This window comes from Actinoplanes sp. NPDC049599, from assembly GCF_044465625.1.
GTDB lineage: Bacteria > Actinomycetota > Actinomycetes > Mycobacteriales > Micromonosporaceae > Actinoplanes.
In genome coordinates this window covers 111,746-129,488 of the sequence record NZ_JBITLX010000012.1, presented here as the reverse complement: position 1 = coordinate 129,488, position 17,743 = coordinate 111,746, and the positions used below count along the sequence as shown (strand labels likewise).

The following is a 17,743-nucleotide window of genomic DNA, read 5'->3' as shown; positions in this document are numbered from 1 at the left end:
GCTTACTCCACTGTGGTCGGTCACGAGGCGGCCCGCCGGTCGCCCACCGCGACGAGCTTGCCGGCCCCGCGCAGCAGCGCGGACACCTGGTGCGGGGTGCCGGGCGGACCGAACCGCAGCCCCTCGGCCCCGTCCACGCCGGTGCCGGTCATCCGGGCCCGGGCGTCGTCGTCGTCGACGCCGTGCACGGTCAGGGTCAGGCCCAGCGCGTGCGCGACGCGGGCCATCCCGGCGAGCAGCTCGCGGTCGGTGTCGACGCCGGCGGCCGGGGACTGCACCAGGGCCGCCGGGCTGCGCAGCCCGTGCACCGGCAGCTCCCGCAGATAGGTCAGGCTGCCGGTGCCGGCGCCGGAGCCGAAGTCGTCCAGCTCGAGCCGCACGCCGAGCGCCGCCAGCGCGTTCAGCACGGTGAGGCTGTGCTGCCCGGCCGGCACCGCGTCCAGCCCGGACAGGTGCAGGTGCAGGCGTTCCGGCGGCAGGCCGCTGCCGGTGAGCGCCTCCCGGACCAGCTCGACGATGTCCGGGTAGCCGATCTGGTACACCGGCAGGTCCAGGCCGATGAACGGGCCCGTGCGGCCGCCGTCCCAGCTCATCGCCTGGCGGCAGGCCTGCTGGAGCAGGCTGCCGGCGAGCCGGGTGGTGGTGTCCCGGTCGCCGGTGAGCTGGCCGATCCGGTTCAGGTCGAGGATGCCCAGGTGCGGGTGCCGCCAGGCCATCCGGGTGTGCAGCCCCGCGACGCGCCCGGTGCCCAGCAGCACGATCGGCTGGTACGAGGGCGGCCCGGTCACCAGCCCGGAGACGCTGGTGGCGGCGCCCGGCCCCGCGGGCTGCGGGTCGTACGCGGCCCAGCCCGCCGTGCCGGCCCGGGCCATCCGCAGGGCGATCTCGGCGTCCACCAGCACCCGGGTCACGTCGAGCCCGCCGGCCGGCACGTCGACGACACCGACGGCGGCGTGCAGCGGCGCGGTCAGCCCGGTGCCGGGCAGCGAGGCCGGCTCGGCCAGCGCCCCGATGATCCGCTCGGCCAGCTCGGCCAGGTGGGCCAGGCCGCCGCTGTCCTGCACCAGCAGCACGAACGCGTGCGCGCTGTGCCGGGCCAGCAGGTACTCCGGGTGCCGGGCGAGCCGCTGCAGCCGGCGCCCGGCCTCGGTCAGCACGTGGTCGCCCGCGTCGGCGCCGAACTGCTCGCCGACCGCCGCGAGCCCGCCGAGGTCGATCAGGCAGAGGCCGATGTGCCGGGCCGGGTCGTCGCCGTTGGCGGCCTGCCGCAGCCGCTGCACCAGGCGGGCCTTGTTGGCCAGGCCGGTCACCGGGTCGTAGTAGGCCAGCCGGTGGTAGCGGGCCTCGCTGTGCTGCAGGGCGGACTGGAACTCCCGGGCGGCCCGGTGGGTGGCCCGGTGCAGCGACTCCTGCTGGGCCAGGGTGCGGGCCTGCAGCGCGGCGGCGAAGCCCGCGGCGAACGCGCCGGCCACCTGCCGGGCCGGGCGGCGCACCGCGTCACCCTCGCTGAGGTGGTCGAGCATCAGCGTCATGCTGGCCGGCAGCGCCTCGGGCCGGCTGACGCCGAGCGCGACCACCTCCACGCCGACCCGGTACGCGGCGTCCAGGTCGGGCGGGGTGGCCCGGGCGGCGTCGTGCAGGCAGCTCGCGAACACCCCCAGGGTGCGGGCCGCGGCGTCCTCGGCGATCGGCAGGTACACCCCCGCGGCCGCGGTGGCGGCGAACCAGATGTCACCGACGCTCTGCGCGCCCGCGCCCTCCGGGCCCGCCCCGGTGGCCGGCGGCAGCGCGCCCGGCTCCAGCGGCCCCGCGGCGGCCGGTAGCCGGACGAGCGTCCCCCGGGCGCTGAGCACCGTGCGGGCGGCCTGGTCGAGGGCGGCGTCCGTGTACTGCACCGCGGTCTCCAGGGCCGCGGCGACGATCCCGTCGGCGCGCTGCCGGGCGTCCTCGATGAGCCGGTCGGCAGGGTGATCGGCGGTTTGATCGGCGGGGTGGTCGGCGCAGGCCGGCTCGTCCTCGTCGTCGGGGACCGGGTCGTAGCCGCACTCGGCGAGGATCCCGTTGAGCGCCGCGATCATCATCGCGTGGGTCAGGCCGTCGTCCGGCTGGTGCGGCTCGTCGTGCACGGTCATGACCGGCCCCCCTCCGGCTCGGGCGCGGGCGCGGTGCCGGGCACCGGGCCGCGCTGCGGTGGCACCGCCTCCCACATCGCCACGGCCTGCTTGCGGCCGAGCTTGAGCGCCGTGCGGACCGCCTCCGGCGTCTTGCCGACCCGCCGGGCGATCTCGGCCGGGGTGAGGCCCTGCGCGGACAGTTCGAGCGCCTCGCGGCGGGCCGGTGGCAACTGGGCCAGCACCCCGGCGAACCACTCCTGCAGCTCGAAGGCCTCCAGGTCGGGGTCGGCGCGCCCGGCACCCAGCTCACTGAGATCGGCGACCAGCACCTCGAGCTCGCCGCGGCCGGCGCTGCGCCGCTGCCGGAGCCAGTGTGACCGGGCCGCGGTGCGCACCCAGGCCACCGGATGGGTCAGCTCCGACCAGCGGCGCAGCGCCTCCCGGATCGCCTCGGCAACGGCGTCCTGGGCCTCCCAGCGGTCGGCGCCCTCGCGCAGCAGGCTGCGGACGAGGCCCGCCCAGTAGCGCCGGAAGAACTCTTCGATCTGCGCGGCGGGCGGCGGATCGGGGATGGCCGCCGGGGGTGCCGCGGGTGCCGCGGCACTGTCCACATCGTCCACGTCGTCCGTGTCGACCACCGATGTCTCCGTTCGCCCGTGAACTCCCACCTAGTTAGGTGTCGGGGAGCCGGTCGGCGTGACATCGAACAGCAAGATTCTTTACGGAGGGGCGGCGGTGAGCCGCCGGAGGATCAGCTCGCGATCGTCCGGATCAGCCAGTTGCCGCCGAGCATGAGCACGTCCGCGCCGGCCACCAGGGCCATCGCCAGGTGCATCCGCCGGCTGGTCAGCTCGGGGTCGGAGCCGGTCATGCCCAGCCCGGCGATGACCAGCGCGAGCAGCACCAGCGGGATCGCGAAGATCAGCAGCACCCCGACCGACCCCGGCGTCCGGTCCTGCACCACGAGCAGGGTGAGCATCACCGCCGGACCGATGCCGAAGACCAGCACGGCGAGCCCGCCGAACCACCGCAGCGACCGCGTCGCGTCCGTCACCATGCACCTCCGATGCGGTGGTCATGGTATCGAGACCGGGGTGCGGCTCAGTGGCCGCGGGTCCGGAACATCGACCGGTACGCCTGCGGGGTGGTGTCCAGCCGGTGCCCGAAGTGGTGCCGCAGCGTGGCGGCGCTGCCGAAGCCGGCCCGCACCGCGATCGCGTCGACACCCAGGTCGGACTCCTCCAGCAGCCGGCGGGCCAGCAGCACCCGCTGGCCGGTCAGCCAGTCGTGCGGGGTCGCACCGGTCTCGGCCCGGAACTTGCGGGCGAACGTGCGCGGCGCCATGTGCGCCCGCGCGGCCAGCGTGTCCACGGTGTGCGGCCGGTCCAGGCTCGCCAGCACCTCGGTGAGCAGCGGTTGCAGCGTCTCGCACTCGACCGGCTGCACCGGTGTCTCGATGAACTGGGCCTGGCCGCCGTCGCGGTGCGGCGGCACCACCATCCGGCGGGCGATCTGGGTCGCCACCGCGGAGCCCTGCTCCTCGCGGATCAGGTGCAGGCCGCAGTCGACCGCCGCGGCCGTGCCCGCGCTGGTGATGACGGTGCCGTCGGCCACGTAGAGCACGTCCGGGTCGACCTTCGCCAGCGGGAACCGGGCCGCGAGCGCGTCGGCATGCCGCCAGTGGGTGGTGCAGCGGCGGTCGTCGAGCAGCCCGGCCGCGCCGAGCGCGAACGCCCCGGTGCACACGCTCATCACCCAGGCGCCGCGGGCGTGCGCGCGGCGCAGCACGTCGAGGACCTCCTCCGGCGGGTCCAGCTCGGTGTTGCTCGGCACGACCGCGACCAGGTCGGCCTCGTCGGCCGGGCCCAGGTCGTGCCCGGGCGCGATGGTGAAACCCGCATGGGTACGGACCGGAGCACCGTCCACACTGCAGACCGCGAACTCGTAGCCGGGCAGCCCCTCGGCGGTGCGGTCGTAGCCGAAGAGCTCACAGAGCACGCCCAGCTCGAAGACGGCCACGTCCGGCAGGGCGATGACGGCGATGCTGCGCAACATGCCGCCAGCCTACGACGCGTTGGCAGGATTTTGAAGATGTGTGGCATCTCTGCCACTGTCGGCCGTACCGGCGGCGGGCCATGCTGGTGACGAGCAACCCGGTGCGCACCGGCCAACCACTCGCCGGAACAAGGGTGTGAACGTCATGGGTATCGCCATCCTGCTCTTCTTCATCGCCATCGCCGTCGCCTCGGGCACGGGCCTGACCTTCGACAGCCGCGACAGCGGCGACTGGAAGCCCACCGCCGACGGCGTGCGTGCGCCGGATCGATGGTGACCGGGCCACCGCACGGCACCGGCCCGCCCCGCGCGTGAGTGCGGGACGGGCCGGTGCCGTGCGGTGCGGTGCGCCTAGTTCCTCGTCGTAGCGTCCTGCTCCTCGGCGGCCTGCTCGTCGGCGCCGGCCTGCTCGTCGGCGCCGGCCTCGCCCTCGGCACCGGCCTCCTGGCCGGCCTCGTCCCCGGCGCCCGCCTCGTCGCCGGCGGCGCCGGCCGCGGCGGCCTTGGCGGCGGACAGGTCCAGGCAGGCGACCAGCAGCGCGGCCCGGGTGTCGGTGACGGCCGCGTCGAGATCCGCGGCGCCCGCCTCTTCCGCGGCACCGGCCTCGTCCTCAGCCGCGCCCGCTTCCTCGGCGGCCTTGTCCTTGCCCATGCCCTTGGCGTACTTCTTGGCCACCGCCTTCTTGGCCTTCTTGCTCATGTGGGCGGGAGCAGCCTCGTCCGCGGCGGCGCCTTCCGCACCGGCGGCCTCTTCCCCGGCGGCACCGGCGGCTTCGGCGTCCGCGGCGGCCTGGTCGATCGCGAACTGGTCGCACGAATCCTCGAGCGCCTGCGCCGACGCGGCGGCGGCCTCGGCGGCGCCGATCTCGCCTTCCGGCGCCAATTCCTCGCCGTCACAGATAACGGCGCCCACGTTGATTTCGAGTTTCTCGCAACCCGCGATGTCGAAGTCCTGCCCGTCGACCACCACGATCTCGGCCGCCTGCGCCTGCTCGCCCGCCGAGGCCAGCTGCAGACCGGTGACACCACCCACCACCAGCACGCCAGCGATGACCGCGCCGCCGATCGCCTTCCGGTTGACCCCGGTCCTGCCGGTTCCGATGCGTCGTCGCTGTCGCAGTCTCATCACCACTCCTCGTCGTCGGTCATCAATGTCGTACGGGATCAAGTACGCGACCGCACCGCATCCGGGTTCAGTTCCGCGGCGAATTCACCCGGTTCAAAAAATCGGCGATTATTTTCCGCACATCATGAGCACGGCGGCCGGCCTCACCGCACCGGGCCGGCCGGCGGCGACCAACCCCCCGGCAAACCGGTGAATGGTGCGGGCATGGCGACGGAGAAGACCGTGTTCGTACTGTTCGGGGCCACCGGCGACCTGGCGCGGCGGATGGTGCTGCCCGCCTTCTACACGCTGGCCATCGAGGGGCTGCTGCCGGCCGGCTGGGCGCTGGTCGGCAACGGGCGCGGCGACGTCGCCCACGAGGACTTCCGCAAGCATGTGCACGACGTGCTGGTCGAGTCCGGGCCGCACCCGGACAAGGGGCCCTGGCGCGAGTTCGAACGGCGGCTGTACTTCGCCGGCGGCGGCTTCGACACCGACTCCCCCGGCAGCCTGCTCGACGTCATCAACGAGGCCCGCCGCGAGCTGGGCCCGCGGCCGGAGCTGGTGCACTACCTCGCCGTCCCGCCGCAGACCTTCCCGGAGCTGACCCGCGCAGCACCGCGCCGACACCGGGCCGGCCGCCGCTCGGCCGGCACGGCCTGGCCGAGGACGCCCGGGTGGTCTACGAGAAGCCGTTCGGCACCTCGCCGGCGGGCTTCCGGGCGCTCAACCGGACGGTGCACCGGGTGCTGGACGAGTCGCAGGTCTACCGCATCGACCACTTCCTGGGCAAGGAGTCGACCCAGAACCTGCACGTGCTGCGCTTCGCCAACGAGGTCTTCGCGGCGATGTGGAACCGCGAGCAGCTGCGCACCGGCAAGCGGATGGCGGCGAGCGAGCAGCGGGTGACGATCGTGCTGCGCACCCCGCAGCACCCGCTGCCGGGCCTGCCGCCCCAGGCGAACGCGCTGTCGCTGTCGCTGGCCGGCGACGGCGAGATCGCGCTGCGGCTGCTGGCCAAGAAGCCCGGCGTGGAGCTGGACGTGCAGCCCGCGACGATCGGGGTGCCGCTGGCCGAGCTGCCGCACGCCGAGCCGCTGCCGCCGTACGTGCGGCTGATCCACGACGTGCTGCTGGGCGACCGGTCGCTGTTCACCCGCCCGGACGGGCTGGCGGCGGCGTGGCGCACGGTGCAGCCGATCCTGGACGCGCCGCCGCGGCCGGCGACGTACCCGCAGGGCTCGTGGGGCGGCGGCGCGGAGGCTGGCGGCGCCGTACCGGTGGCTGGCCGGGCAGTAGAGTCCTGCGACGGCGGGCCGTAGCGCAGAGGTCGTCGCGCCGCACTGCACATGCGGAGGATGCCGGTTCGATTCCGCCGGTCCGGCGACGAGGGGCCAGAAGCGTGCGTCGAGGAGGGCTAGGAGTGCCCTCTTTCGGCCACGTCGGCCATCCGGGCAACCTCACGGATTCTCTCCGGGTGAGAACTCAATACCCGCGGTCACGGAAGAGCCGTCGGGCCGCCTTGCTTCGCTCTTTCCAGATCCGCCGGTTCTCCCGGGCCGCGGTCGGATCGTCACGCCGCAACTCGAACTCGAGCTCTCGCCGGAGCTTGCGATAGTTCGCCAGGCGCCGCCCGTCAAGCTTCCCCTCACGCTCCGCGGCGAGCACGGCACAGTCAGGCTCATGCTCGTGTCGGCAGTCCCCGAACCGGCAGTCGGCAGCGAGGGTCTCGATGTCGGGGAAGGCCGCGGCCACCCCGCCGCGGTCGATGGTGAGGGACAGACTGCGTAGCCCGGGGGTATCGATGATCACGCCACCGGTGGGTATGGCGTACAGGCCTCGGCTGCTGGTCACGTGCCGACCTCGATGGTCGCTGGGCCGGACCTGGCCCGTGGTCGCTGCCCCGCGCCCGAGCAGCAGGTTGGCCAACGAGGACTTGCCGGCCCCCGAGGGCCCGAGCAGCACCGCCGTGAGTGCCGGCCGCAGCATCTCGGCAACGTCGTCAGCCCCCACGCCGGTCACGGTGCTCACCGGCACAACCTCGACACCCGCAAGGCGGGAACGCAGCTCCTCGGCGAGTCCCGGGGGTGCCAGGTCGGACTTGGTGAGCAGTACGACGGGTCGTGCCCCACTGTCCCATCCCAGTGTTACCTCACGCTCCACGCGAGCGACCGACAACCTGTCGACGGGTGCCGTGACGAGCACCAGGTCGACATTCGCCGCCAGCACCTGGCTGCGCCCGGTGGGGTCGCGGCGGTCAAGCTCGGACCAGCGGGGAGCGACGCCTACGACGACAGCGTCGTCCTCCTGGACATGGACGACGACCCAGTCGCCCACCGCCGGTAGCTCCCGTGCGCGGGACCGGCAATCGCCCGCCTCCGTTGCGACCACCACGGAGTCGAGGTCAACGCGAACGACCCTCCCGGCGGCGCAGCCGGGAGCCATGACCTCCGCGACCGCCCGGGCCGCTCGCTCGTCCCAGCCCAGGGACGACAGCCCACCAGCGCCCATGTCTCCATGTTCCTACGAGAGACCGGTGCCGTACACCTGGATTCGAGGTAGGCGAACGGTGGCAGGGCGCGCCCCCACTCGACCTCATCTCGGCAGTTCAGGCAGCGGGGCGCCACGGACAGCCGGCTTGCGGCCAGTTCCTCAAGGACTACCGGAGCGTGCCCTGGTGAGCCGGCGCACCGGCCGGACCGGAATATCCGGTGCCTCCGCGCGCTTCTCCCCGGTGGATCCCGAGGAGGACTGAGACACATGAAGACTGGAATCCACCCCACCTACGGCCACGTCGTCTACCGTGACCGCGGCGCCGGCTACGCGTTCCTCACCCGGTCCACCGCGACCAGCGACAAGACGGTCGAGTGGACGGACGGAGACACGTACCCGGTCCTGGACGTCGACATCTCCAGCGGCAGCCACCCGTTCTGGACCGGCAAGCAGCGGCTGCTCGACACCGCCGGCCGGGTCGAGAAGTTCCGCGCCAAGTACGCCCGCGCCCGCGCCGGGAAGTAGGCCGTACCGGAAACGGCGGCGGCCCCTCAGCGGGCCGCCGCCGGTGCCGACAGCTCACGGACCGCCGCCCTGATCTCGCCCAGCGCGCGCTGCTCGGCCGCGTAGTCCCGGGGCCGCGGCCGGTCCGGGTTGGGGTCGAGGATCACCTCGGCCGCACCCAGCGCGGCCAGCGCCGCCACGTCCCCCACGATCTGCCCGAGCGAGCCCACCCCGGCCGGGCGTTCCGGGCCGGCCGGCTCGGCCCGCAGCCGGGCCTTCATCCGCACCACCAGCTCCGGCACCGGCCGGCCCTGCTCGGCGGCCTCCGCGCGCAGCGCCGGCAGGCCCCGGTCGCGCAGCCAGCCCAGGTCCGGGTTGATCGGATGCCAGGCGCCGCCGGAGCGGACCGCCCGCCGGATCGCCCGCCGGGAGGCGCCGCCGACCCAGACGGGCACCCGGCCCCCCGCCGGCCGCGGCCCGGTCCACGCCCCGTCCACCTGTTCCCGCGCCCACGCCTCGGTGATGGTCGCCAGGTACTCGTCGGTGACCGGGCCGCGCCGCGCGTAATCGGCGCCCAGCGCGGCGAACTCGGTCGCCGACCAGCCGGCGCCGACCCCGAGCACGAACCGGCCGCCGCTCATCAGGTGCAGCATCGCGCTCATCCGGGCGGTGTGCAGCGGATGCCGGTACGGCAGCAGCACCACCGACGTGCCGAGCCGCACCCGCGAGGTCTGCCCGGCCAGCCACCCCAGCAGCACGAACGGGTCGTGGAACGGCTCGGGATAAACGGCGGCCACCTCCGGGGTGAGCACCACGTGGTCGGAGACGACAAACGTGTCGAAGCCGCCGTCCTCGGCGAACCGGGCCCAGCCGAGCAGCGCGTCGTAGGTGGACTCCGGGCCGAAATTGGGCACGTTGACCCCGAGCCGGATCACCGCGCGTACCGGCGGAACGGCGCGGCCACGTCGGCGCCGGTGCGCCCGGCGCGCGCGATGCCCGGCAGCACCCCGGTGACCGCGTCGATGAGCCGGGCCGTGGTCACCGGATCGCCGTCGATCGCGGCCGGCACCAGCTCCTTGCCGGCGGCGTAGACGATCTCGCCGATCCCGGCGGCCGCGGCGACCAGCCGGCAGATCGCGCACGGCTCGCAGCTGGAGTAGACCACCGCGCCCGCGAGGTCGGTGGTGCCGAGCCGGCGGGCGGCGTCGCGGACCGCGACGACCTCGCCGTGCGCGGCCGGGTCGTGGTCGTCCCGCACGGTGTTCGCCCCGGCGCCGAGCACGACGCCGTCGCGCACGACCAGCGCGGCGAAGGGCAGGCGGCCGGCCGCGGCCCGGGCGAGAGCCAGTTCGACGGTACGGGCCAGAGCGGCGTCCTCGGCCAGCCGGGCGCCGATCAGTGGACTGACATCAACGGTGGTCATACCGTGAGGCTAAGAGTTGACATCGGTGTGAGGGGCAAGCGCGTGGTGATGCGGATCGGCGACCTGTCCGCCCGTACCGGGGCGAGCGCCCGCTCGATCCGCTACTACGAGGAGCAGGGCCTGCTCACCGCGGCGCGCTCGGGCAGCGGCCAGCGCACGTACCCGGAGGCGGCGGTGGACCGGGTGCTGCTGATCCGCCGGATGTTCGACGCGGGCATCGGCAGCCGCACGATGGCCGAGCTGCTGCCCTGCATGAGCGACCCGTCGATCCGCACGCCGTGGCTCACCGACCGGCTGCGCGCCGAACGGGAACGCATCGTGGCCGAGATCACCGAGCTGACCCGGACGGTCGCCGCGCTCGACACGGTCATCGGCGACCTGGCGCCGGGAACACCGCCTCGGTGACGGTGGCGGTGCCGGCGACCGCGCGGTGCTCGTACATGGTGATCCGGTCCCCCGGCCGCAGGTGCTGCCACCGTGTGGCGGTCAGCGGGGCGAGCCGCACCGGGCCGGCGCCGCCGGGCGGCAGCTCCGGGGCGAACTCGACCCAGATCAGCGCGACGGCGCGATCCGGCGCCCCGGCGGGCGAGACCAGGCCGATGTCCCACAGCGCCCGGACCCGCCCGGCGCCCGGGATCGGCACCCGCCGCACGCCGGGGACCAGCCGCAGCTCGGCCCGGATGACACCGTGCAGCACCTCGCGGCGGCGCCAGGCACACCAGGCGGCGCTGCGGCCGAGCCGCATCCGGTGCGCGGCCTCCTCGAGGGTACGGAAGAACGCCGTCGTCGCCGGGTAGTCGTCGCCCCGGTCGAGCAGCACGTCGAGGGCGAGCTCCCACTCGTCGTGGGCCAGATAGTCGTCGAGGTCGGCCCGGGGCAGCCAGTCGGGCAGCTCGCTCGCCGCCGTCCGCAGCAGCTCGGGCACATCCACGCCGGCGATTGTGCCCGGCCCCTCGCGGGCGCCCGTCAGCGGTCGCCCGCCGGGTAGGCCACCGCGCCGCCGCTCAGCCGGTGGATGACCCGGTCCAGCACGGTGCGCACGCCTCGGCGTAACCGGACGGCGCCAGGTGCCAGGGCAGGATCACGCCGGCCGCACTGCCGTCCGTCTCCACGGTCAACCGGCGCAGCGCGGATCCGGCCGGCGGGGGCGCCTGCGGCCGGTCCGGGAAGCCGGTCCGGGAAGCCAGTCCGGGAAGCCGGCACGGGCGAGTGCGCCCGCCAGGGCCCGCAGCGCCGCCGGCTGCACCTGCCCGGTCCAGCCGTGCGCGCCCGGCGTGACCGGGAAGCGGTGATGCAGCGAGGCCGTCCCGTACGGATCACCCGGGTCGTGCTCGTTGCCGACGCTGTAGCGGCACCGGCGTGCGGTCACGACCCGGACTCCCAGCGGGGTATCAGGGCCGAGACCCCCAGCCCCACCGCGGCCAGGGCCACGGCCAGCGCCGGCCCGCCGACCAGCTCGGCCCCGGCCCGCCAGGCCCACACGCCCAGCCCGGCGAGCGCGAGCGCGTCCGCCAGCGCCGCCACGCCGACCAGGGTGAAGCTGCGCACCGTGCCGAGCCCGCCGCAGACGAACGCCACCGAGCCGCCGAGCAGCGCGAGCGCGCCGACCGGACCGCCGGCGTCCAGGAGCGCAAACCCGGCGACGACGGCGGCGGCGCCGAGCCCGACGACCGCCCCGGCGAACAGCAGGGCGTCGGACCGGAGCACGCCGACTCCACCCAGGACGGTCGCCAGCCCGATCACCGCGATCGCCACGCCCGCCAGGACACCGCCGGGCCGGGTCACGAGCCCGCCGCAGGCCAGCAGGACGCCGAGCGCGGCGACCGCGACGCCGCCGGGCACCCGGCTACTCATGCGGGCCGCCGGCCGGCTCGACGGCGTCCCAGGTGAGCTCCCGGGAGTCGTCGGGTACGGCCGGCGCAGCCGGAGGGCCGGCGACGGGTTCTGGAAGTGCGTGCCGACCCGCAGCGCGCCCGGGCCGTGCAGCAGCATCGGCCTCCGCCGCGGCGCGCACCCCGGCGGCCGGCGCCTGCCGCAGGTCACCGGCCACGGCGGCGTGCAGGCAGTCCGCGACCACGCCGCGGGGCGTTCCACCGGCTCGGCCGCCGGCGCCGCGGCGTGCTTCCGGCGCAGCACGTCGGAGCGCGTGTGCCGGTGCAGGTGCGCCAGCAGCGGGCGCGCCCTCGATCGCCTCGACCCGCACCACCGGCGACGGATCGGCGAGGAAGCGCCGGGTGAGCTCCCCGCTGCGGTGCGGCGAGAGCACGGTCGAGAAGGACATGAAAACCTGCCGGGCGGTGGTGGGAACGGTCCGTGCGGTACGCACCCAGCAATCCAGAGCTGCCCGGCCGCCACCGACTACCCCCATCGTGCCGGGTGGGCCGTCGGACGTTGGCAGACGCGCCGAGGATCCGGTGTGGACGCGAGGATCAGCCGCTGCCGCGCCGTCCCCGCCAGGCGGCGTGGCCGGCCGGAGGTCAGGGAGGCGGAGTGCCCGCGCCGGCGCCCAGCCGCACCATGGTGCGGCGTCGCCGCGGCGCCTGCCGGCCCGGCCGGGCGCGTCCGGAAGCCGGCAGCCCCGCCCGTACGGAAGCAGGCGCCGCGACCGGAGGCCGCACCCGCGCCGGAGCCGGCGGCCGCATCCGCGCGGGGGCACGCGCCCCGACCGGCATCTCGCGGAGGCCCAGCTGATCGTGCAGGTCGCCGGGGTCCCGGCGATGCGCCCGCACCGCGAGGTCCTCGAGGAAGTCCAGGTACAGCCCGCCCCGCCGGGCACGTTCGGCGCGGATGAAGGGCTCCAGGGTCCGCCAGATCCGGCGGATCCGGTGGTTGATGGAGGCCAGCACCAACTCCTCCTCGACGCAGCCGAAGGAGACCAGGATGCCCATCGAGTCGTAGAAGTTGATGACCTGAATTGCCGACGAGTGCAGCGGTTCCGGCAGGCCCGACACGCCGCCGGCCGGATCGGCGGCCGGCAGCTCGGCCAGGATGCGGCGCTCGGTGCGCTGGAACTCGGGCCTGCCGTAGTCGCGGGTCAGCAGCTCGATCGCCACCGGTAGGTGGTTGGCGCTGCGCATCGACTTGAGCTGCCGCCACGACATCACCGAGGACACTGCCAGCGCCGCCAGCGAGATCACCACGGCACCGGCCGAGAGCATGATCTGGAGAAACATGAATACATGGTGTCACCGACATGCCACCGAAAGTGAGCTGCCCGGCGGGGGGCGTCCTGCCGGGCAGCACAACGTCGAGCTCAGCGGGCCCGTCTGGTGACCAGCCGCTGGAGCACGATGAACGCGAACAGCAGGATGCCGATCACGATCTTCGTCCACCAGGAGCTCAGCGTCCCCTGGAAGGTAATGATGGTCTGGATGAGGCCCAGCACCAACACGCCCAGCACCGTGCCGAACAGGTAGCCCGAGCCACCGGTCAGGATCACGCCGCCGATCACCACCGCGGCGATCGCGTCCAGTTCCATGCCCTGGGCGTGCAGGCTGTAGCCGGACAGCATGTAGAAGCTGAGCAGCACCCCGCCCAGCGCCGAGCAGAAGCCGCTGATCGTGTAGACCGCGATCCGGGTCCGGCCCACCGGCAGGCCCATCAGCAGCGCCGAGTCGGCGTTGCCGCCGATCGCGTAGACGGTACGGCCGAAGTGGGTGTACGCCAGCACGTACGCCCCGATCAGCACCACCACCAGCGCGATCACCACGCTCGTGGAGATGAAGATGCCCGGGCCGAAGCGGATCCGCTCCTGGGCCATCCCGGTCCAGAACGGGTCGGTGATCGGGATGGAGTTGCGGTTGATGAGCAGCGACAGCCCGCGGGCCAGGAACATGCCGGCCAGCGTGGCGATGAACGGCTCCACCTTGAAGTAGTGGATCACCAGGCCCATGCCCAGGCCCAGCGTGGTGCCGATCAGCAGCACCAGCGGCAGCACCACCACCGCCGGCCAGCCGCCGTTGAGCAGCGTCGCGGCGACCACCGTGGTCAGGGCGACCACCGCGCCCACCGACAGGTCGATGCCGCCGGTGAGGATCACGAAGGTCATCCCGGCCGCGACGACGAGCAGGAACGCGTTGTCGACGAAGACGTTCAGCAGGACCTGGGTGTCGGAGAAGTTGTCGTAGTTGGCCGTGCCGATGACGTACATCAGGACGAGCAGGGCCAAGGTGGCCAGGACCGGGATGTGCCGCCGGTCGAGACCACGGCGCCGGCGCGGCGCCGCGGTGGTGGTCTCCGGCTGGGGAGGTGCACTGACGTCGATCATGCGGGGACCTCGGCTGCGGGAGTGACGGGCGCGGTACGCCGGCGGCGGAACACCGCGGCGCGGAAGGCGGCGGACTGGCTCAGGCAGAGGATGACGACCACGACCGCCTTGAACAGCAGCGTGGTCTCGGCCGGCACCCCGATGGTGTACGTCGTGATGTCCAGCGCCGAGATCAGCACCGCACCGAGCACGCTGCCCGCGATCGAGAAGCGGCCGCCGGTCAGCGCCGTGCCGCCGATGACCACCGCCAGGATCGCGTCCAGCTCGATCAGATTACCGGCCGCGTTGCTGTCCGCGCTGGCCACGTTGGAGCTGAAGATCAGGCCCGCGATGCCGGCACAGAACGCCGCGAAGACGTACGCCCCGATGGTCAGGCCGCGGGCCCGGATGCCGGCGAGCCGGCTGGCGGTCGGGCTCGCGCCCACCGCCTCGACCAGCACGCCCAGCGCCGAACGGCGGATGAGCAGCACGGCGACGGCCACCACGACCGCGACGATGATCACCGAGACCGGGATGGCCAGCGCGTAGCCGGCGCCGATCACCCGGTACGGCGGTGACGAGACGTTGATGATCTGCCCGTCGGTGAGCAGCTGGGCGATGCCGCGGCCGCCCACCATCAGGATCAGCGTGGCGATGATGGGCTGGATGCCGATCACCGAGACCAGGATGCCGTTCCAGACGCCGGCCACCGCGGCCAGGGCCAGCGCCAGGCCGACCGCCAGCAGCACGCCGCCGACGCTGCCCTGGTCGCTGAGGTCGCCGATGAACAGGCAGGCCACCGCGCCGGAGATCGCCATCACCGAACCGACCGACAGGTCGATGCCGCCGGTGGCGATCACCATCGTCATGCCGAGCGCGACCAGCGCCAGCGGGGTCGCCGAGCGCAGCACGTCGATCAGCGAGCCGTACAGGTGGCCGTCCTGCAGCGTGATGGTGAAGAAGCGCGGTGCGAAGAAGACGTTGCTGACCAGCAGCAGGACGAGCACCACGGCGGGCCAGAAGAGCCGGTGCCGGACGAGTGTGGTCACGGGTTCGCTCCGCTCGCGATGGCCTGCATGACCCGGTCGGCGTCCACGCCGCCGCCGGTGTTGTCGAGCTCCTCGACCAGGTGCCGTTCGCGCAGCACCTCGATCTTGTGGCTGAGCCGGAGCACCTCCTCGAGCTCGGCGCTGACGAACAGCACCGCCATCCCGCCGTCGGCGAGCTCGACCAGCAGGCGCTGGATCTCGGCCTTGGCGCCGACGTCGATGCCGCGGGTCGGCTCGTCGACGATGAGCAGCCGGGGCTCGGTGATGAGCCAGCGGGCCAGCAGCACCTTCTGCTGATTGCCGCCGCTGAGGTTGCGCACCGCGACGTCCGGGTCGGCCGGCCGGATGCCCAGGGTCTTGATGTAGCGCTCGACCAGCTCGTCCTGCTTGCGCCGTGGGATCGGCCGGGACCAGCCCCGGGACGCCTGCAGCGCGAGCACGACGTTCTCCCGCACGCTGAGCTCGCCGACGACCCCCTCGGTGCGGCGGTTCTCCGAGGAGAACCCGATGCCGTGGCCCATCGCCGCCCGCGGCGTCCGCAGCGTGACCGGCTTGCCGTCGATCGCCAGGCTGCCGTGGTCGGGCCGGTCCGCGCCGAACAGCAGCCGGGCCAGCTCGGTGCGCCCGGAGCCGAGCAGGCCGGCCAGCCCGACGATCTCCCCGCCCCGGATGGTGAGCTGGAACGGCGCGATGGCGCCGGTCCGGCCCAGCCCGTGCGCCTCGACGATCGGCTCCCGCGGCGCGTCGGCGGTGACCGTGCGGGGCTCCTCCTCGAGCCGTTCCAGCACCGTCAGCTCCTTGCCGATCATCTTGGTGATCAGCTGCATCTGGGTGAGCTCGGCGGTCGGGTACTCGCCGATCAGCGTGCCGTTGCGCAGCACCGTCATCCGGTCCGCGACGGCGTACACCTGGTCCAGGAAGTGCGAGATGAACAGGATCGCCACGCCGTTGCGCTTGAGCCGGCGCATCACCTCGAAGAGCCGCTCCACCTCGGAGGCGTCCAGGCTGGAGGTGGGCTCGTCCAGGATCAGCACCTTGGCCGAGACGTCGACGGCCCGGGCGATGGCCACCATCTGCTGGATCGCCAGCGAGTACGTGCTCAGCGGCGCCGCCACGTCCAGGTGCAGGTCAAGGCCGGCCAGCAGGGCGGCCGAGCGGCGGCGCATCTCCGACCAGCGGATCTTGCCGAACCGCCGGGGCTCGCGGCCGATGAAGATGTTCTCCGCGACGGAGAGGTTCGCGCAGAGGTTGACCTCCTGATAGACCGTGCTGATGCCGGCCTGCTGGGCCTGCAGCGGCCCGGCGAAGCGCACCGGCGCGCCGTCCAGCGTGATGTCGCCGGCGTCGATGCCGTACACGCCGGTCAGCACCTTGATCAGGGTCGACTTGCCGGCACCGTTCTCGCCCATCAGGGCGTGCACCTCACCCGGGCGCAGGGTGAAGTCGACGCCGTCCAGCGCCACGACGCCGGGGAAGGTCTTGCGGATGCCGGTCATCTGCAGGATCGGCGGGTCAACCATGGTTGTGCTCCTTGTCGACGGCGGGCCGCCCCGGCTTACCGGCCGGGGCGGCCCACCCGTACGGAATCAGTACTTGCGGTCCGCCAGGACGGCCTTGGCCTGCTCCTGGGTGAAGGTGGTCTCCTCGGTGAGCACGCGCTGCTCCACCGTCTCGCCGGCCTTGACCTTCTTGGCCAGGTCCATCAGCTGTGGGCCGAGCAGCGGGCTGCACTCGACGATGAAGTTGATCTTGCCCTCGGAGAGCGCCGTCATGCCGTCCTTGACCGCGTCGACCGTGATGATCTTGATGTCGGTGCCGGGCTTCTTGCCGGCCGCCTCGATCGCCTCGATCGCACCCAGGCCCATGTCGTCGTTGTGCGCGTAGAGCACGTCGATGTCCGGGTGGGCCTTGAGGAACGCCTCCATGACCTCCTTGCCGTCGGTCCGGGTGAACTGACCGGTCTGCGAGGCGATGACCTTGAACTTCGGGTCGGCCTTGATCACGTCGGCGAAGCCCGCTTTGCGGTCGTTGGCCGGGGCCGCGCCGGGCGAGCCCTGCAGCTCGACGATGTTGACCGGCTCGGTCTTGCCCTCGTACTCCTTGACCAGCCACTCGCCGGCCTTCTTGCCCTCGAGCACGAAGTCCGAGCCGATGAAGGTCTTGTACAGGGTCTTGTCCTGCGAGTCGACCGAACGGTCGGTGAGGATCACCGGGATGTTCGCGTCCTTCGCCTCCTTGAGCACCGTGTCCCAGCCGGACTCGACGACCGGCGAGAACGCGATCACGTCGACCCGCTGGGCGATGAAGGACCGGATCGCCTTGATCTGGTTCTCCTGCTTGCCCTGCGCGTCGGAGAACTTCAGGTCGATGCCGGCCGTGGCGGCGGACTCCTGAATCGACTTGGTGTTCGCCGTGCGCCAGCCACTCTCGGCGCCGACCTGGGAGAAGCCCATGGTGATCTTGTCGTCGCCGCCGCCACCGGTGCTGCCGGCGTCGTCGCCGCCGCATCCCGCCAGGGCGCCGACCGCCAGCGCGCCGGCCAGGACCGCAGCGGACCATTTCTTGAGCACAACGTCCTCCAGGAATCTCATTTGTTAGCGTTCACAATCTGAACTTCGGGGGGCTCGGGGATCAGGGACAGGATGAGGGAGCGGCGGTCCCGCGGCATCAGGGGTGTGAGCGCGCGGAGCAGCCTGACGGTCGCCATGCCGCTCTATGCAGTGGCTCCCGTCACACGGTGCGTTTCAGGAGTGTT

General features: G+C 73.2%; 21 protein-coding genes, 1 tRNA gene and 1 pseudogene. 6 read left to right on the top strand and 17 right to left on the bottom strand.

The window, feature by feature from the left end; all coding sequences use genetic code 11:
- Positions 1-20: 20 nt before the first annotated feature.
- From ACIBQZ_RS22170 to ACIBQZ_RS22155, 4 genes are all read right to left on the bottom strand, one after another.
- Positions 21-2,132, bottom strand: a complete 2,112-nt coding sequence (locus ACIBQZ_RS22170) for an EAL domain-containing protein (RefSeq protein ID WP_396090632.1) — start codon at positions 2,130-2,132, stop codon at positions 21-23.
- Complete coding sequence (locus ACIBQZ_RS22165) at positions 2,129-2,752, bottom strand: RNA polymerase sigma factor (RefSeq protein ID WP_396090631.1); 624 nt, start codon at positions 2,750-2,752, stop codon at positions 2,129-2,131. The genes ACIBQZ_RS22170 and ACIBQZ_RS22165 overlap by 4 nt, the downstream gene beginning before the upstream one ends.
- 113 nt (positions 2,753-2,865) lie before the next feature.
- Entirely contained in the window at positions 2,866-3,171 is a 306-nt protein-coding gene (locus ACIBQZ_RS22160; protein WP_396090630.1) for a hypothetical protein, read from the bottom strand.
- Between the two features lie 44 nt (positions 3,172-3,215).
- The gene (locus ACIBQZ_RS22155; RefSeq protein WP_396090629.1) at positions 3,216-4,169 is read right to left on the bottom strand and encodes a GlxA family transcriptional regulator; all 954 of its coding nucleotides are present in this window, start codon (positions 4,167-4,169) and stop codon (positions 3,216-3,218) included.
- A gap of 145 nt (positions 4,170-4,314) precedes the next feature.
- Between ACIBQZ_RS22155 and ACIBQZ_RS22150 the strand changes: the two genes are divergently transcribed.
- Positions 4,315-4,446, top strand: coding sequence for a hypothetical protein (locus ACIBQZ_RS22150; RefSeq protein ID WP_396090628.1), 132 nt, complete (start codon positions 4,315-4,317; stop codon positions 4,444-4,446).
- Positions 4,447-4,520: 74 nt separating this feature from the next.
- Here ACIBQZ_RS22150 and ACIBQZ_RS22145 read toward each other — a convergent pair whose 3' ends face one another.
- Positions 4,521-5,294, bottom strand: a complete 774-nt coding sequence (locus tag ACIBQZ_RS22145; protein WP_396090627.1) for a hypothetical protein — start codon at positions 5,292-5,294, stop codon at positions 4,521-4,523.
- Positions 5,295-5,498: 204 nt separating this feature from the next.
- Between ACIBQZ_RS22145 and ACIBQZ_RS22140 the strand changes: the two are divergent.
- From ACIBQZ_RS22140 to ACIBQZ_RS22130, 3 genes and pseudogenes are all read left to right on the top strand, one after another.
- Positions 5,499-5,828: pseudogene (locus ACIBQZ_RS22140) on the top strand (glucose-6-phosphate dehydrogenase); the annotation flags it as partial.
- A gap of 122 nt (positions 5,829-5,950) precedes the next feature.
- The gene (locus tag ACIBQZ_RS22135) at positions 5,951-6,595 is read left to right on the top strand and encodes a hypothetical protein (protein WP_396090626.1); all 645 of its coding nucleotides are present in this window, start codon (positions 5,951-5,953) and stop codon (positions 6,593-6,595) included.
- Positions 6,586-6,657, top strand: a tRNA-Cys gene (locus ACIBQZ_RS22130). Before ACIBQZ_RS22135 ends, ACIBQZ_RS22130 begins: the two co-directional genes overlap by 10 nt.
- A gap of 101 nt (positions 6,658-6,758) precedes the next feature.
- Here ACIBQZ_RS22130 and rsgA read toward each other — a convergent pair.
- Positions 6,759-7,610 carry a ribosome small subunit-dependent GTPase A gene (gene rsgA / locus ACIBQZ_RS22125; RefSeq protein WP_396090625.1) on the bottom strand — a complete coding sequence of 284 codons (852 nt, stop codon included), beginning with the start codon at positions 7,608-7,610 and terminating at the stop codon, positions 6,759-6,761.
- A 423-nt stretch (positions 7,611-8,033) separates the two neighbouring features.
- Here rsgA and ACIBQZ_RS22120 point away from each other — a divergent pair, with 423 nt between their 5' ends.
- The gene (locus ACIBQZ_RS22120) at positions 8,034-8,291 is read left to right on the top strand and encodes a type B 50S ribosomal protein L31 (protein WP_396090624.1); all 258 of its coding nucleotides are present in this window, start codon (positions 8,034-8,036) and stop codon (positions 8,289-8,291) included.
- A gap of 26 nt (positions 8,292-8,317) precedes the next feature.
- Here ACIBQZ_RS22120 and ACIBQZ_RS22115 read toward each other — a convergent pair whose 3' ends face one another.
- Together ACIBQZ_RS22115 and ACIBQZ_RS22110 are read right to left on the bottom strand one after the other, a co-directional pair.
- Complete coding sequence (locus ACIBQZ_RS22115; RefSeq protein ID WP_396090623.1) at positions 8,318-9,205, bottom strand: TIGR03619 family F420-dependent LLM class oxidoreductase; 888 nt, start codon at positions 9,203-9,205, stop codon at positions 8,318-8,320.
- The gene (locus ACIBQZ_RS22110; protein WP_396090622.1) at positions 9,202-9,693 is read right to left on the bottom strand and encodes a nucleoside deaminase; all 492 of its coding nucleotides are present in this window, start codon (positions 9,691-9,693) and stop codon (positions 9,202-9,204) included. Before ACIBQZ_RS22110 ends, ACIBQZ_RS22115 begins: the two co-directional genes overlap by 4 nt.
- A 48-nt stretch (positions 9,694-9,741) precedes the next feature.
- On the opposite strand from ACIBQZ_RS22110, the gene ACIBQZ_RS22105 reads away from it, so the two are divergent.
- Entirely contained in the window at positions 9,742-10,098 is a 357-nt protein-coding gene (locus ACIBQZ_RS22105) for a MerR family transcriptional regulator (protein ID WP_396090731.1), read from the top strand.
- Here the strand turns inward: ACIBQZ_RS22105 and ACIBQZ_RS22100 are convergent.
- From ACIBQZ_RS22100 to ACIBQZ_RS22060, 9 genes are all read right to left on the bottom strand, one after another.
- Positions 10,061-10,624: a hypothetical protein gene (locus ACIBQZ_RS22100; protein ID WP_396090621.1), complete on the bottom strand. Its 564-nt coding sequence runs from the start codon at positions 10,622-10,624 to the stop codon at positions 10,061-10,063. The genes ACIBQZ_RS22105 and ACIBQZ_RS22100 overlap by 38 nt on opposite strands.
- A 183-nt stretch (positions 10,625-10,807) precedes the next feature.
- Positions 10,808-11,062: a hypothetical protein gene (locus ACIBQZ_RS22095; RefSeq protein ID WP_396090620.1), complete on the bottom strand. Its 255-nt coding sequence runs from the start codon at positions 11,060-11,062 to the stop codon at positions 10,808-10,810.
- Positions 11,059-11,547: a hypothetical protein gene (locus ACIBQZ_RS22090; RefSeq protein ID WP_396090619.1), complete on the bottom strand. Its 489-nt coding sequence runs from the start codon at positions 11,545-11,547 to the stop codon at positions 11,059-11,061. Before ACIBQZ_RS22090 ends, ACIBQZ_RS22095 begins: the two co-directional genes overlap by 4 nt.
- A complete protein-coding gene (locus ACIBQZ_RS22085; protein ID WP_396090618.1) occupies positions 11,540-12,019 on the bottom strand; it encodes a hypothetical protein in 480 nt (159 codons plus the stop codon). The genes ACIBQZ_RS22090 and ACIBQZ_RS22085 overlap by 8 nt, the downstream gene beginning before the upstream one ends.
- Before the next feature lie 151 nt (positions 12,020-12,170).
- Positions 12,171-12,866, bottom strand: coding sequence for a hypothetical protein (locus tag ACIBQZ_RS22080; RefSeq protein WP_396090617.1), 696 nt, complete (start codon positions 12,864-12,866; stop codon positions 12,171-12,173).
- An 80-nt stretch (positions 12,867-12,946) separates the two neighbouring features.
- A complete protein-coding gene (gene yjfF / locus ACIBQZ_RS22075) occupies positions 12,947-13,960 on the bottom strand; it encodes a galactofuranose ABC transporter, permease protein YjfF (RefSeq protein ID WP_396090616.1) in 1,014 nt (337 codons plus the stop codon).
- Entirely contained in the window at positions 13,957-14,988 is a 1,032-nt protein-coding gene (locus ACIBQZ_RS22070) for an ABC transporter permease (protein WP_396090615.1), read from the bottom strand. The genes yjfF and ACIBQZ_RS22070 overlap by 4 nt, the downstream gene beginning before the upstream one ends.
- The gene (locus tag ACIBQZ_RS22065; protein WP_396090614.1) at positions 14,985-16,508 is read right to left on the bottom strand and encodes a sugar ABC transporter ATP-binding protein; all 1,524 of its coding nucleotides are present in this window, start codon (positions 16,506-16,508) and stop codon (positions 14,985-14,987) included. The genes ACIBQZ_RS22070 and ACIBQZ_RS22065 overlap by 4 nt, the downstream gene beginning before the upstream one ends.
- 66 nt (positions 16,509-16,574) lie before the next feature.
- Positions 16,575-17,579, bottom strand: coding sequence for an ABC transporter substrate-binding protein (locus ACIBQZ_RS22060; protein ID WP_396090613.1), 1,005 nt, complete (start codon positions 17,577-17,579; stop codon positions 16,575-16,577).
- Between the last annotated feature and the right edge of the window lie 164 nt (positions 17,580-17,743).